This is a genomic window from Streptacidiphilus carbonis (assembly GCF_000787775.1).
GTDB classification, from domain to species: Bacteria; Actinomycetota; Actinomycetes; order Streptomycetales; family Streptomycetaceae; genus Streptacidiphilus; species Streptacidiphilus carbonis.
In genome coordinates this window covers 18976-33392 of record NZ_BBPM01000046.1, presented here as the reverse complement: position 1 = coordinate 33392, position 14417 = coordinate 18976, and the positions used below count along the sequence as shown (strand labels likewise).

At 73.1% G+C, this 14417-nt stretch carries 13 protein-coding genes; 6 read left to right on the top strand and 7 right to left on the bottom strand.

The window, feature by feature from the left end; genetic code table 11:
- Positions 1–89 precede the first annotated feature (89 nt).
- The 5 genes from TR46_RS28235 to TR46_RS28215 form a co-directional block, all read right to left on the bottom strand.
- The gene (locus tag TR46_RS28235; protein WP_042406592.1) at positions 90–458 is read right to left on the bottom strand and encodes a YbjQ family protein; all 369 of its coding nucleotides are present in this window, start codon (positions 456–458) and stop codon (positions 90–92) included.
- A gap of 72 nt (positions 459–530) precedes the next feature.
- Complete coding sequence (locus TR46_RS28230; protein ID WP_042406589.1) at positions 531–1193, bottom strand: class F sortase; 663 nt, start codon at positions 1191–1193, stop codon at positions 531–533.
- Positions 1194–1420: 227 nt separating this feature from the next.
- Complete coding sequence (locus TR46_RS42620) at positions 1421–2062, bottom strand: hypothetical protein (protein ID WP_042406587.1); 642 nt, start codon at positions 2060–2062, stop codon at positions 1421–1423.
- Positions 2063–2276: 214 nt separating this feature from the next.
- Entirely contained in the window at positions 2277–3143 is an 867-nt protein-coding gene (locus TR46_RS28220) for a universal stress protein (RefSeq protein ID WP_042406585.1), read from the bottom strand.
- Positions 3144–3173: 30 nt separating this feature from the next.
- Positions 3174–4823, bottom strand: coding sequence for an APC family permease (locus TR46_RS28215; protein ID WP_042406582.1), 1650 nt, complete (start codon positions 4821–4823; stop codon positions 3174–3176).
- Between the two features lie 161 nt (positions 4824–4984).
- Between TR46_RS28215 and TR46_RS28210 the strand changes: the two genes are divergently transcribed.
- Positions 4985–7120, top strand: coding sequence for a primosomal protein N' (locus TR46_RS28210; protein ID WP_042406579.1), 2136 nt, complete (start codon positions 4985–4987; stop codon positions 7118–7120).
- 156 nt (positions 7121–7276) lie between these two features.
- Here the strand turns inward: TR46_RS28210 and TR46_RS28205 are convergent, their stop codons facing one another.
- On the bottom strand, positions 7277–7849 hold the full coding sequence (locus tag TR46_RS28205) for a hypothetical protein (protein WP_042406575.1): 573 nt from the start codon (positions 7847–7849) through the stop codon (positions 7277–7279).
- A gap of 244 nt (positions 7850–8093) precedes the next feature.
- On the opposite strand from TR46_RS28205, the gene def reads away from it, so the two are divergent.
- The 5 genes from def to TR46_RS28180 all read left to right on the top strand — a co-directional run bounded on the left by def (position 8094) and on the right by TR46_RS28180 (position 13565).
- Positions 8094–8639: a peptide deformylase gene (def, locus tag TR46_RS28200; protein ID WP_042406571.1), complete on the top strand. Its 546-nt coding sequence runs from the start codon at positions 8094–8096 to the stop codon at positions 8637–8639.
- Positions 8640–8733: 94 nt separating this feature from the next.
- A complete protein-coding gene (fmt, locus tag TR46_RS28195) occupies positions 8734–9663 on the top strand; it encodes a methionyl-tRNA formyltransferase (RefSeq protein ID WP_042406569.1) in 930 nt (309 codons plus the stop codon).
- A gap of 62 nt (positions 9664–9725) precedes the next feature.
- Positions 9726–11186 carry an RsmB/NOP family class I SAM-dependent RNA methyltransferase gene (locus TR46_RS28190; RefSeq protein WP_042406561.1) on the top strand — a complete coding sequence of 487 codons (1461 nt, stop codon included), beginning with the start codon at positions 9726–9728 and terminating at the stop codon, positions 11184–11186.
- A 30-nt stretch (positions 11187–11216) separates the two neighbouring features.
- Positions 11217–11903, top strand: a complete 687-nt coding sequence (gene rpe, locus TR46_RS28185) for a ribulose-phosphate 3-epimerase (RefSeq protein ID WP_042406558.1) — start codon at positions 11217–11219, stop codon at positions 11901–11903.
- A 201-nt stretch (positions 11904–12104) separates the two neighbouring features.
- The gene (locus TR46_RS28180) at positions 12105–13565 is read left to right on the top strand and encodes a GuaB1 family IMP dehydrogenase-related protein (protein ID WP_042406555.1); all 1461 of its coding nucleotides are present in this window, start codon (positions 12105–12107) and stop codon (positions 13563–13565) included.
- Here TR46_RS28180 and TR46_RS28175 read toward each other — a convergent pair whose 3' ends face one another.
- Entirely contained in the window at positions 13566–14303 is a 738-nt protein-coding gene (locus TR46_RS28175) for a DUF5995 family protein (RefSeq protein WP_042406551.1), read from the bottom strand.
- Positions 14304–14417: the final 114 nt, after the last annotated feature.

Below are 14417 nucleotides of genomic sequence, written 5' to 3'. Positions count from 1 at the left end.
CTCACACGGCATTCGCCTCGAGAACAACGGCTGAGGGCCCCTCCGGAGCAGTCCGGAGGGGCCCTCAGCCGTTCGCGGGGGAGGCCGTCTCACCCGGCCGGGCTGATGACGGCGGCGGTGCCGTAGGCACAGATCTCCGTTCCGTTCCCACCCGCCTCCGTGACGTCGAACCTCATCATCAGGACGGCGTTCCCGCCGCGTGCGCGGGCCTGCTCGATGAGGCGGTCCATGGCCTGGTTGCGGCTCTCGACCAGCGTCTTGGTCAGCCCGCGGAGCTCACCGCCGGCCAGGGACTTGAAGCTCGCGCCGAGTTGGCTGCCGATGTTGCGGGACCGGACGGTGAGGCCGAAGACCTCGCCGATGATGCGCTCGACCTTGTAGCCGGGGATGTCGTTGGTGGTGACCACCAGGACGTCAGGGGTGTGCTGTCCGCCGCCGTACTCGTCAATGTTCGCCATGACTGGATTGTCGTCGAGCACGGAGGCGGGGGACAGGCGACACGGCCGGACAAGGGGTCGGGTCGGCGGGGGTCAGGCGGGCGCGGCGTCGCGGGCCTCGGCGCGGGTGGCGGTCAGGTGGGCGTAGACGACGATATTGCCCAGGTACCCGGCAGCCTTGTTGTAGCCGCCCCCGCAGGTGATCAGCCGTAGTTGCGGGTCCGCCGTGGGACCGTAGACGCGGGCGGAGGGGAACGCGCTCTTCGGGTAGACCTCGATGGCGTCGATGGAGAACAGCGCGGCTCGCCCGTCCGTTCGGTCGACCTCGATGGTGTTGCCCTTGTGGAGCGCGCCCACGAGGAAGAACACGGCCGGCCCCTTGTCGCTGTCGACATGACCGTCGACGATCGCGTTGCCCGCGGCCCCGGGCGCGGGTCCGCCTTCGTACCAGCCGGCGACATCGCGGCCGGGTGCGTCCGGGACCCGCAGTCCGCCGCTCCGGTTCAGCCCGACCCGCGCGAGCGGGGCGTTCAGGTTGATCGCCGGGATCCTGATCCGTACGGGTGCCGACGGCGGCAGCGGGCTCACCTTCGGCCCGGTCGAAGCCGCGGTGCCGGGCGCGGGGGTACCGAGGAGGTGCGGGCCGGGCGTGGGGAACGCGTCCGCCACGGAGGGCTGGGGCGGGTGCTCGGTCCGGGATCCGTCGTAGAGCATCCACGCACCCGCGCCCACGGCTGCCGTCAGTACCAGCGCCATCACTCTGTCGTCGCACCTGCGCCGTCTGCTCACACCGGCCTCCGGACGGGCGCCGTTGGCGACGGGGGGAACGACATGGGGCGGCCCCTTTCATGCACACGGGCGGGGGAGGGATTGCGCCTCCGGCGGGCGCGGGACGGCCGCTGCGGCGCCTCGCACGGATCGGCTCCGAACCAGGCGCCGCGCCGTCGGCGGCCCGCCCGAGTGCTGCGTGGTCCGCCTCCTTGCTAGGACTCGGTGTGCGCGCGGTCGAGCCTGCGCTGGATCCGGATCCGGGTTCGGGTACGCAGCAGGAACACCCCGGCGGCGGCCGTCAGCAGGGCCGCGCCTCCACCGATCTCGGCGGCGCTGGGGCCCTTAGTGCTCGTACCGTGTCCCGCCATGACGCTGCCGGAGGGCAGAGCGCCGGTTCCTGACGGTCCGCCAGGGAGCCCGGCTCCGGGCGGGGTCCCTCCCGGGCCGCCGCCGCCGGGCGGGGTGCTGACCGGCGGACAGCTGACCATGAAGACCTTGTGCTTGGCGCTGCCCTTTTCGCCGTTGAACTTCCAGGTCAGCTTGTAGTGGCCGTTCGGCAGACTGAGCGTTCCGGTGTGTCCGGTGCCGCCGTTGAGGGTGAGTGATCCGGAAAGCACCTTCTTGTGGCCGGTGGGCGGCTGCTGGGAGATCGAGTAGGTGACCTGCTGGACGGTGTCGAAATTGAAGGCGTCCAGGTAGAACTTGCACACCTTGGGGTCGTCCATCTCGTTGGAGACGGCGGTCGTGGTGCGGTGCACCTTGACGTCCCCGTTGTCTCCCGGGGCCGGTGCGGCGAAGGCGGCCTGGATCGGGCTGACGGCAGAGCCGCCCACCGCGAATCCAGCGATGATCATACCGATGCTGAATGTGCGTCTGAGTGCGTGCGGTGCTGGGCGCATGGGGCTGTTCCTCCGGGCGGTCATGGCAGATAGTCGTACCGTCGGTTTTGATCGACTTCGACTGTCAACCGGATGACCCGCTGCACCTGCACAGGACACGGCACGGCCGCCCAGGTCCACCCGTCCGGCCGATCGGTCCACCGTGCCCGTCAGCGTCCGTGCCCGTGCCTCACCCGGTCGGTACGACGGCGACGGGGGTCGGTGAGTGTGCGAGCAGCCCGTCCACGACATAGCCGGCGCCGACGGACAGGGGAGTGCGGTGTCGATGTGCTCCGACCACGAGCATGCGCGCCCCCCGTGCGGCCTCGATCAGTACGGGCACCGCGTTGCCGCGCACGACGGCGGTCGTCACCGTCACGCCGGGATGCTCCTGGCGGATGGGCCCGAGCAGGTCGTCGACCTGGCCCGTTTCCGTGTGCTCGCGGTCGGTCAGGGCATCGGCGCCCCGCAGCCCGGCCGGTGGCCGCCATGCGCGAACGGCGCGCACCCGGGCGCCCAGTCCCGCGGCGGACTCGAACGCGAACCGGATGGCCGGCTCGGGTTCGTCCGGCTCCACGCCGAGCACGATCTCCTGGACCGGGTCGGCGGGGGCCTCGCCGCGTACCACGACCACAGGGCTGTGGGCGTGGGCTGCCAGTTTCAGGCTGACCGAGCCGAGCAGCATGCCTGCGAAGCCCCCGTGTCCACGGGTGCCGGTGACCAGGAACGCGGCGTCGTCGCTCAGGTCGACCAGGGTCTCGGGTGCGCCCAGGTCGGAGACCTCCGTGGTGACGGTCAGGGCCGGGCGCAGCTTGCGGGTCTCAGCGGCGGTGCGGTGCAGCAGGTCCTCGGCCTCCTCACGCTGGGTCCGGGCGTAGTGGGGCGGTTCCATGACCCTGCCTGCGGCGTCCGGCAGGTCCAGCGCGTGCACCAGGTGCAGTGGCAGACCCCGGTCGGCCGCCTCTCCGGCCGCCCAGGCGGCGGCGCGGGCGGCGTTGGCCGACCTGTCGACGCCGACGACGATGTGCCGCGCCGAGGTGGTGGAGTTGTCGCTCACGGTGTCCTCCAGCAGGGTGCGGCGGCCGGTTCACTTGAGCTCGGGTCCCATCCCGGTGTCCACGGTGCCGATGTACTCCTGGGTCTCCGCGGCGGGCAGCCGTACGGCCTGGGCCCAGTAGTAGATCGCCAGGCTGAAGGCGGCGACGATGCCGATGTCCCACCACAGCGGGATGTTGCCGGTGGCGCCGCAGGAGGCCGTGGAGGCCGGTCCGGTGCTGCAGAAGCCGCCCTGCCAGGAGATCAGGCCCATGCCGATCAGGTAGACCGGGAGCCATTGGGCGGCCCTCCAGTCCAGGTGGGGGGTGTGCGAGTTGAGCTTGAACAGTGCGGAGCCGCCGAGCAGCACGTAGCCCAGGACGATGCCGATGCCGAGCCGCCACAGGGTGTCGAACCCGGACCAGTAGATGATCAGGTTGGCGACGATGAAGGCGATCGGTGACCAGAAGCCGCCCCAGGGGAGCCGGTAGGGGCGGTGCCGGTCGGGGTCGGACTTGCGCAGCACGCCGAAGGCCAGTGGCGCTCCCGCGTACATCAGGACGCTGGCCGAGGTGACGAAGCCGACCAGCTTCTGCCAGGTCGGGAAGGGGAGGAAGACGACCAGACCCATGACGAACGCGAAGAGCAGGCCGAACCAGGGGACGCCGCGCTTGGTGGTGCGCTCGAAGACCGAGGGGACGTAGCCGTTGCGGGACAGCCCGAAGGACACCCTGGAGGTGGCGGTGGTGTAGATCAGTCCGGTCCCGGCCGGGGAGATCACGGCGTCGATGTAGAGCAGCGTGGCCAGCCAGCCCAGACCCACCGTGGTCGCCAGTCCGGCGAACGGGCCGGCCTTGGCGGTGAACGTCAGATTGGCCCAGCCGTGGGCGAACGCGCTGTGCGGTAGCGCGGCGATGAAGACGACCTGCAGGGCGATGTAGATGAACGCGCCGATCAGGATGGATCCGATCACGGCGCGCGGGATGTCCCTGGCGGGGTTGCGGCTCTCACCTGCGAGCTGGTCCGCCTGCTCGAAACCGAGCAGCGCGAAGATGATGCCGCTGGTGCTCACGGCGGACAGTACGCCCTGGGCTCCGAAGGGCGAGAAGCCCTGGTAGCCGAAGTTGCTGCCGTGGAACCGGGTGATGGCGAGCGCGAAGATGGTCAGCAGCGGCACGCCGATCTTCCACCAGGTCGCGGTGCTGTTGGTGTGGGCGAGGATCCGGATGCCGAAGTAGTTGACGATCACGAAGAAGGCCATGAACGCCACGGCCAGCGCGTACCCTCCGCCGGTCAGGTGGTTCTTGCTGGTCTGCACCCAGCCCGCATGCACGCTGAGGTAGTTGAGCGCGGCCATGACCTCGATCGGGGCCACCGTCACGGCCTGCAGCCAGGAGAACCAGCCGAAGGACGCGCCCGCGACGCTGCCGAAGGCGTAGTGCGGAAATCGGGCGGTGCCGCCGGCCACCGGGTACATCGCCCCCAGCTCCGCGTGGACGAATGCCAGGACGATGATGGCGGCTGCGCCGATGCCCCACGAGATGAGGGCCGCGGTGCCTGCGGCCTGGGCGGCGAACAGTGCGCCGAACAGCCAGCCCGACCCGATGATGGAACCCACGGACGTCCAGGTCAGTCCGATCAGGCCGATTTCACGTTTGAGACCGGCCTGGGTCTTCCCGTTGGGCGCGACCTCCGTCGCCATGGCCGTCACCTCGGATCGCTACCGGTGAATGCAGTCCTAATTACCCTGATTTGACCGACATAAGCATGTTGTAAAGAGGTTTGTCCGCCGGTGGCGACCGCTTCACTCCGCGGCCGTCCCGGCATCGGGATCTGTCGGTCGGCTCTGGTAGGACTGGGGGCATGAACGGCACCACCGGCTCCCCCGACAGCGCCCCGGCCTCCGAAGGGGCCGGGGAGCAGCTGGAGCTGGTCCGCGCGGAGCTGAAGAAGGCCAAGGCCAGGGCACGGCCCAAGGCCGGCCCCAAGGTGACCGCGACCCGGCTGCCGGTGGCCCGAGTGGTCGTCAACAAGGGTGTCCTGGTGATCGACCAGTACTTCGACTACTCCGTCCCGGCGGATCTGGACGAGGCGGCCCAGCCGGGCGTCCGGGTCCGAGTCAGGTTCGGCGCGCGGGTGGTGAAGGGCCGCCGCGAGGGCGGCACTCTCATCGACGGCTTCGTCGTCGAACGGCTGGCGGCGTCGGACTACGCGGGCCCGCTGGCGCCGCTGAGCCAGGTGCTGTCGCCGGAGCCGGTGCTGTCGCCGGAGCTGCTGCGGTTGTGCCGGGCCGTCGCCGACCGCTACGCCGGGACGCTGGCGGACGTGCTGCAGCTGGCGGTGCCGCCCAAGCACGGCCGGGCCGAGGCGGCCCCCTCACCGGAGCCGCTGCCGCCGCCGGCTGCGCCGGAGGCCGGCTCCTGGACGCGTTATCCGCAGGGTCCGGCCTTTCTGGCGGCGCTGGCCGGCCAGGGCGCGCCGCGGGCCGTGTGGGCGGCGCTGCCCGGCGGCAGCTGGCCGCAGGAGCTGGCGGTGGCGGTGGCGGCGGCGCTGGCCTCCGGGCGGGGGGCCCTGGTGGTGCTGCCGGACGGCCGCTCGGTGGCCCGGTTGGACGCGGCGCTGCTGGAGCTGCTGGGCTCGGGCCGTCACGTGGCGCTGACGGCCGAGCACGGCGCCGAGGAGCGCTACCGCCGCTGGCTGGCGGTCAGCCGCGGCTCGGTGCGCGCCGTGGTGGGCACCAGGGCGGCGATGTTCGCGCCGGTGCGCGACCTGGGGCTGCTCGCGGTCTGGGACGACGGCGACGACCGGCTCAGCGACGAGCGCGCCCCCTACCCGCACGCCCGCGACGTGCTGCTGCTGCGCGCGGCCGAGGCCGGGGCTGCGGTGCTGATCGGCGGACTGACCACCACGGTGGAGGCGGCGCAGCTGCTGCGCACCGGCTGGGCCAGGCCGCTGGCGGCCGACCGGGAGCAGGTGCGGCGCAGCGCCCCGCTGGTGCGCACCGTCTCGGACCGGGACCAGTCGGACGACGCGGCGGCCCGGGCGGCCCGACTGCCTTCGCACGCCTGGCGGGTGGCCAGGGAGGCGCTGGAGCGCGGTCCGGTGCTGGTACAGGTGCCGCGGCGCGGCTATGTGCCGAGGCTGGCCTGCACCCGCTGCCGGGAGGCCGCGCGCTGTGCGCACTGCGCCGGACCGCTGGCGCTGCCGGGCGCGGACGGGGTGCTGACCTGCGCCTGGTGCGGGCGGTCGGAGGCCGACTGGCACTGCCGGGAGTGCGGCGGCAGCAGGCTCAGGGCACAGGTGGTCGGATCCGGCCGGACCGCCGAGGAACTGGGCCGCGCCTTCCCGCTGGTCCCGGTGCTCACCTCGGGCCGGGCCGAGGTGCTGGACTCGGTGCCGGACTCCCCGGCGCTGGTGGTGGCCACACCGGGGGCGGAGCCGGTCGCCGAGGGCGGCGGCTATGCGGCCGCGCTGCTGCTGGACGGCTGGGCGCTGCTGGGCCGGGCCGACCTGAGGGCCGGCGAGGACGCGCTGCGGCGCTGGACCAATGCGGCGGGGCTGGTGCGGCCCCGCGAGCAGGGCGGCACGGTGGTGATCGTCGCGGAGGAGACGCTGCGCCCGGTGCAGGCCCTGGTGCGGTGGGATCCCGCCGGGTTCGCCGCGACGGAGCTGGGCGAGCGGGCCGAACTGCGCTTCCCGCCGGTCTCCCGGATGGCGTCGGTGACCGGCAGCGCGGGCTCGGTCGAGGACCTGCTCGGCCTGCTGAGGCTGCCGGAGGGCGGCGACGTGCTGGGCCCGGTGCAGGTCCCGGTACGGGGTCGCGGCTCCGGCGGCGCGGGCGGCGCCGGGGGGGAGCCGCTGGAGCGGGTGCTGCTGCGGGTCGACCCCGGCCGTGGGGCGGCGCTGGCCGCGGCGCTGAAGGCGGCTCAGGTCGCCCAGCTGGTCCGGCGGTCCGCAGAGCCTGTGCGGGTGCGGATCGATCCGCCGGACATCGGCTGACGGAGGGTTTGCGGGTGCGGCGTGTGCCTGGCTTGTCGCGCAGTTCCCCGCGCCCCTGGGTGATTGCAACTCACCCACAGTGGCTCAGTTGCAACCAGGTAGGGGCGCGGGGAACTGCGCGACAAGTCATGCACAACCCGCGGCCGAAGATCCCACCTAGCGCCGGGAGTTCTCGGCCGGCTCAGGGGCGGGCTCGGGCTGGCCGCCGGGCTGGTCGCGGCGCGCGGCCGGGATGGCGCGGGAGAGGCCGCCGGGGATCTGTACGCCGCCGCTCCCGGCCAGCCCCTGGCCGCCCGTGGCGTCGAGCACCTCGGCGAGCGCCTCGGCCGAGGTCCCGCGGACACCGCTCTGCTCGGGGACGCCGGCGACCGCGCCGTCCGCCGGCCGCCGCACCCCGTACCGGCGGTGCACGGCCTGCTTGGTGACGCCCAGTGCGGAGCCGACGGCGTCCCAGGAGAAGCCCAGCGAGCGGTCGAACTCCACCGCGGCGGCGACCAGGCCCTCCACGCTGTCCCTGAGTTCCTGCGCCAGCCGCACCGTGGGCGCGGGGGCGCGTCCGTAGACGACGAACCCGGCGGAGGTGGTGGGACGGCGCGGGCGGTAGACGTTGCCGAGCTGTGCGGTGAGCGTACGCAGCGCGTCGACCTGGCGCCGCACCCGCTCGATGTCCCGCACCAGCAGATGCAGACTGGCCCGTGCTCGGGCGTCGTGGGTGGCGTGGTCGGCCATGGTATGGAGAGCCTCTCGGAACCGGCGGTCAATCTCCTTTGACCAACGGCTCAAGTGCCCGACTGGTCACGGCGGGGCGTGCGGAGAGATTCGCACGCCGTGCGATTGGGGGCGTGCGACCTGGTCCGACCTGGGAGGGCTGCCGGGCATCCGGGGTCCGGGGCCCGTAGACCTCAGTAGACTGGCGTGTCTGTGCACGTCGTGTTGCTGCACGCCTCCACCCTGACCGACGGGAGCCCGTTCCGTGGCGATTCAGCCCATCCGCATCTTCGGCGACCCGGTGCTCCGGCTGGCGGCCCAACCGGTGACGGTGTTCGACAAGGAGCTGCGCACCCTGGTCAGGGACCTCACCGAGACCATGAAGGACGCCCCCGGATCGGGCCTGGCCGCCCCGCAGATCGGCGTCTCGCTGCGGGTGTTCACCTACCACGTGGACGGCGTCGTCGGGCATCTGGTCAACCCCCGGCTCGACCTCACCGAGGAGGAGCAGGAAGGCCCCGAGGGCTGCCTGTCCCTGCCCGGACTGACCTTCGACTGCAAGCGCGCCTACGGGGTCGTCGCCAAGGGCTTCAACGAGTACGGCGACCCGGTCACCATCGAGGGCACCCAGCTGCTGGCCCGCTGCATCCAGCACGAGACCGACCACCTCGACGGCATCATCTTCATCGACCGGCTGGACCGCGAGCAGCGCAAGGCCGCACTGCGGGCCGTCCGCGAGGCCGAGTGGGCCGGGGACTCGGCGCCGCAGGTGAAGGTCTCCCCGCACAGCACCTTCGGCCGCGCGCTCTGACCCGCTCCGCCCGCTGCCCCGGCAGCGCCGCCCCCGTCGTCCGTCCCGTCGTCCGTTCCGCCGTCCTGCCGCACCGTCCCGAGAGGCACCTCCGTTGAAGCTGGTATTCGCCGGTACGCCCGAGCCCGCCCTGCCCGCCCTGGAGGCGCTGATCGCCTCCCGGCACGAGGTGGCCGCCGTGGTGACCCGCCCCGACGCGCTCGCGGGCCGCGGCCGCAAGCTGGTCGCCAGCCCGGTGGCGCAGCTGGCCGAGCAGCACGGCATCGAGGTGCTCAAGCCGGGGCGTCCGCGCGAGCCCGAGTTCCTGGAGCGGCTGGCACGGCTGGCCCCCGACTGCTGCCCGGTGGTCGCCTACGGCGCGCTGCTGCCCAAGGCGGCGCTGGACATCCCCCGGCACGGCTGGGTGAACCTGCACTTCTCGCTGCTGCCGGCCTGGCGCGGCGCCGCTCCGGTGCAGCACGCGGTGCTGGCCGGTGACGAGGTCACCGGCGCCTCCACTTTCGAGATCGAGCAGGGCCTGGACACCGGGCCGGTCTACGGGACGGTCACCGAGCTGGTCCGCCCCGGCGACACCAGCGGCGACCTGCTGGAACGGCTGTCCCGCTCCGGCGCGCGGCTGCTGGTGGCGACCATGGACGGCATCGAGGAGGGGAAGCTCAGCGCCCGGCCGCAGCCCGCGGACGGCGTCAGCCTGGCGCCCAAGATCACCGTCGAGGACGCCAGGGTCGACTGGTCCGCCCCCGCGCTGCGGGTGGACCGGGTGGTCCGCGGCTGCTCCCCGGCCCCCGGCGCCTGGACACTGTTCCGCGGCGAACGGCTCAAGCTGGGCCCGGTGCGGCTCGCGGCCGGCCGCTCGGAGCTGGCACCCGGCGAGATCGCGGTGAACAAGAACACCGTGCGGGTCGGCACCGGCAGCCATGAGATCGAGCTCGGCGAGGTCCAGCCGCAGGGCAAGAAGCGGATGCCGGCGGGAGACTGGGCGAGGGGCTCGCGCCTGGAGCCCGGCGAGCGCCTGGGCCGGTAGCCGGTCCGTATCCCACGTCCGCGTACTCCATAACCAACGTCAGCACCTTTGCGAGGCAGCACATGAGCAGTCAGGCATCCGGCCCGTCCCCGAAGTCCGGCGGCAAGCCGCCCCGTCCGCACCGCCGACCCAAGAAGGACCCGGCCCGGATGGTCGCCTTCACCGCGTTGCGCGCCGTGGACGAGCGGGACGCGTACGCCAACCTGATCCTGCCCTCGCTGCTGCGCAAGGCGGAGAAGAACGAGGGCTTCGAGCGCCGGGACGCGGCCTTCGCCACCGAGCTGGTCTACGGCACGCTGCGGATGCGCGGCACGTACGACGCCATCATCGGCGCCTGCATCGACCGTCCGCTGAGCAAGGTCGACCCCAACGTCCTGGACGTGCTGTCGCTGGGCGCGCACCAGCTGCTCGGCACCCGGATCCCGCCGCACGCCGCGGTCTCCGCCACCGTCGAGCTGGCCCGGGTGGTCCTCGGCGACGGCCGGGCCAAGTTCGTCAACGCGGTCATGCGCAAGATCAGCACCCAGGACCTGGACACCTGGCTGGAGCAGGTCGCGCCCCCGTACGCGGAGGACGCCGAGGACCACCTGGCGGTGCTGTACTCGCACCCGCGCTGGGTGGTCGCCGCGCTCTGGGACTCGTTGGGGGTCTGGCAGCCGCAGCACTGCGGCCGGACCGCCGTCTCCGAGCTGCTGGCCGCCGACAACGAGCGCCCCGCGGTGACGCTGGTGGCCCGTCCCGGCCGCTCCACCGCGGAGGAGCTGCGCGACTCGCTGCCCGAGGAGGAGAGCGAGGCCGGCCGCTGGTCCCCCTACGCCGTGCGGCTGGTCGAGGGCGGCGATCCGGCAGCGGTCCCGGCGGTGGCGGAGAACCGGGCCGGGGTCCAGGACGAGGGCAGCCAGCTGGTCGCCGCCGCGCTGGCGGCGGCCCCGGTGGAGGGCCGCGACGAGCTGTGGCTGGACGGCTGCGCGGGCCCCGGCGGCAAGGCCGCGCTGCTGGCCGCGCTGGCCGCGCAGCGGGACGCCGTGCTGGTCGCCTCCGAGTCGCAGCCGCACCGGGCGGCGCTGGTCGCCAAGGCCCTGCACGGCAACCCGGGACCCTACGCGGTGATCACCGCGGACGGCCTGCGGCCCGCCTGGCGTCCGGAGAGCTTCGACCGGGTGCTCGTCGACGTCCCCTGCAGCGGGCTCGGCGCGCTGCGCCGCCGTCCAGAGTCGCGCTGGCGGCGGCGCCCGGAGGACGTCGCCAACTTCGGGCCGCTGCAGCGCGGACTGCTGGAGTCGGCGATCGACGCCACCCGTCCGGGCGGCGTGGTCGGCTACGCCACCTGCTCGCCGCATCTGGCCGAGACCAGGGTGGTGGTCCAGGGCGTGCTGCGCGGGCGCACCGACGTGGAGTTCATCGACGCCAGACCGCTGCTGCCGGGCGTGCCCGACCTGGGCGAGGGCCCCGACGTGCAGCTGTGGCCGCATCTGCACGGCACCGACGCCATGTATCTGGCGCTGCTGCGCAAGACGTCCTGACCACCGGTTCCACCAGGGATAATCGGCGCCATGAGCCCTCAGATCAGCCCCAGCATCCTGGCCGCGGACTTCGCGCGGCTCGCCGACGAGGCCGAGGCCGTGCGCGGCGCGGACTGGCTGCACGTCGACGTCATGGACAACCACTTCGTGCCCAACCTGACCCTGGGCCTGCCGGTGGTCGAGTCGCTGTGCAAGGCCACCGACATCCCGGTCGACTGCCATCTGATGATCGAGGACCCGGACCGCTGGGCCCCGCAGTACGCGGAGGCGGGCGCCGGATCGGTGACCTTCCACGTCGAGGCGGCGGCGGCGCCGGTGCGGCTGGCCCGGGAGCTGCGCGCGCTCGGGGCCCGGGCCTCGATGGCGCTGAAGCCCGCCACTCCGATCGAGCCCTACGAGGACCTGCTGCCCGAGCTGGACATGCTGCTGATCATGACCGTGGAGCCGGGCTTCGGCGGCCAGTCCTTCCTGGACATCATGCTGCCGAAGATCCGCCGCACCCGGGAGCTGATCAACCGGCACGGCCTGCAGCTGTGGCTGCAGATCGACGGCGGGGTCTCCGCCGAGACGATCGAGCGCTGCGCCGACGCCGGCGCGGACGTCTTCGTGGCCGGCTCCGCCGTCTACGGCGCTGCGGACCCCGCCGAGGCGGTCCGCAGGCTGCGCGAGCAGGCGGCCGCGGCCACCGAGGGCTCACCCTGGGTGCATCGGCACTGATGCTGAGCGAACACGGCTTGTGTGAAACCACAAGCCGTGTTCCCGGCCGATTGCCCGCGCCTGTGCGGAAACGCAGGAAACGCCGCTGAGCTGGACCCTTCTCGTCCGATGTACGAGAATCGAACGTCGGGTGCAGGGCGCCCGTGCTGCGCTCCTGACCGCACCCGAGGTGTACCCCCCGCCGCAGCAGAGAGCCCCCAGATGCGCTTCTTGAACCCCCAGACCGGCAGTCTCGACGAGCGTCCCCCGGCGCCGTACGACCTGACCTACGACGACGTGTTCATGGTGCCCAGCCGTTCCTCGGTGGGCTCCCGGCAGGCCGTCGACCTCTCCTCGGAGGACGGCACCGGCACCACCATCCCGCTGGTGGTGGCCAATATGACCGCCATCGCCGGGCGCCGGATGGCCGAGACCGTGGCCCGCCGCGGTGGCCTGGTGGCCATCCCGCAGGACATCCCGCTGGACGTGGTCTCCGAGGTCGTCGGCTGGGTCAAGCAGCGCCACCTGGTGCACGACACCGCGATCACCCTGGCCCCGTCCGCCACCGTCGCCGACGCGCTGTCGCTGCTGCCCAAGCGGGCCCACGGCGCGCTGGTCGTGGTCGAGGACGGCCGGCCGGTCGGCGTGGTCACCGACTCCGACTGCCAGGGCGTGGACCGCTTCACCAGCCTGTCCCAGGTGATGTCGGCCGACCTGCTGCTGCTGGAGGAGGGCATCGCGCCGCGCGAGGCCTTCGACCGGCTCACCAACGCGCACCGCAAGCTGGCCCCGGTGGTGGACGGCAAGGGGCAGCTGGTCGGCATCCTGACCCGCAAGAACGCACTGCGGGCCACCCTCTACAGCCCTGCCGTCGACGCGCAGGGCCGGCTGCGGATCGCCGCCACCGTCGGCATCAACGGCGATGTGGCCGGCAAGGCCGAGGCGCTGCTGGCGGCCGGTGCCGACGTGCTGGTGGTCGACACCGCGCACGGGCACCAGGAGTCCATGATCAGCGCGCTGAAGGCCGTGCGCGCCCTGGACCCGCGGGTGCCGATCGTGGCCGGCAACGTGGTCGCCGCCGCCGGCGTCCGCGACCTGGTCGAGGCCGGTGCGGACATCCTCAAGGTCGGCGTCGGCCCCGGCGCCATGTGCACCACCCGGATGATGACCGGCGTGGGCCGCCCGCAGTTCTCCGCGGTGCTGGAGTGCGCCGCCGAGGCCCGCCGGCTGGGCAAGCACGTCTGGGCCGACGGCGGCGTGCGGCATCCGCGCGACGTGGCGATGGCGCTGGCCGCGGGCGCGTCCAATGTGATGATCGGCTCCTGGTTCGCCGGGACCTACGAGTCGCCCGGCGACCTGCAGACCGCCGCCGACGGCCGCCAGTACAAGGAGAGCTTCGGGATGGCCTCGGCCCGCGCGGTGCGCAACCGGACCTCCGAGGAGTCCTCCTACGACCGGGCCCGCAAGGCGCTGTTCGAGGAGGGCATCTCCACCTCGCGGATGTTCCTGGACCCGGCCCGCCCCGGCGTCGAGGACCTGATCGACTCGATCGTCGCCGGGGTCCGCAGCTCCTGCACCTACGCCGGCGCGCACTCGCTGGAGGAGTTCCGCGAGAACGCCGTGGTCGGCGTGCAGAGCGCCTCCGGCTACGCCGAGGGCAAGCCGTTGCACGCCAGCTGGTAGTCAGCCCGGCGACCGGGCCGGCGCTGCCTGCTCCCACCGCAGCTGTCCGAGCGGGGTGAGCAGGCAGCGGCAGACCAGGCCGGTGGCGTCGTCCAGGGCTCCGGCCGCCAGCCGGTAGGCGTCGGGCCGCCCGCGCAGCTCCCAGAGGGTGGCCGCCGAGGCCCAGGCGGCGTCGCGGGCCCGGTCGATGCTCCAGGCGCTGAGCAGGTGCAGCAGCGGCTCTGCCGCCGCCAGGTCCCGGTCCACGACCGGCATCAGCCGGTCCCTGACCTGCTCCTCGACCTGGGCCAGCAGGTCGTTGACGCGGTGGAAGTCCCCGCTCAGCTCGTCCGGGGAGCAGCCCAGCACGGTGCAGGCGTCCACCACCGCCAGCGGCAGGTCGTGCTCGATGTGGGCGTTCATGCCGCACAGCGCGAACTGCAGCGGCAGCACACCCGGGTGCAGCCGCAGCTCCAGCAGCGGGCGCCAGCAGGCCGGGGCCCGCGGGGCGGTCAGGGCGTCCAGGAACCGTCCGGCGAACAGCACGTCCAGCCGGGCGACCCCGGCCGGGTCCTTGAAGTAGCCGCCCGCCGCGAGGTGCGCGGCCAGGGCCTCGGTGACGGTCAGATAGGCGGCGGTGAAGTCCGCGACGCCGTCCTGCGCGGGCAGCGCGGCGACCAGCCCGCGCAGCCGGGTGACGACCGCCCCGACGTCGTCGTCATCGGTCGCCGGGTCGGCCGGCTGTGCTGCTGCTGCCATGACGTCCAGGGTGACGGCCCACCGCCCGGACGGCGAGCGGAACTTCGGCTGCGGACCGCAGCCGGCTTGTCGCGCAGTTCCCCGCGCCCCTGATGGGGGCGCGGGGAACTGCGC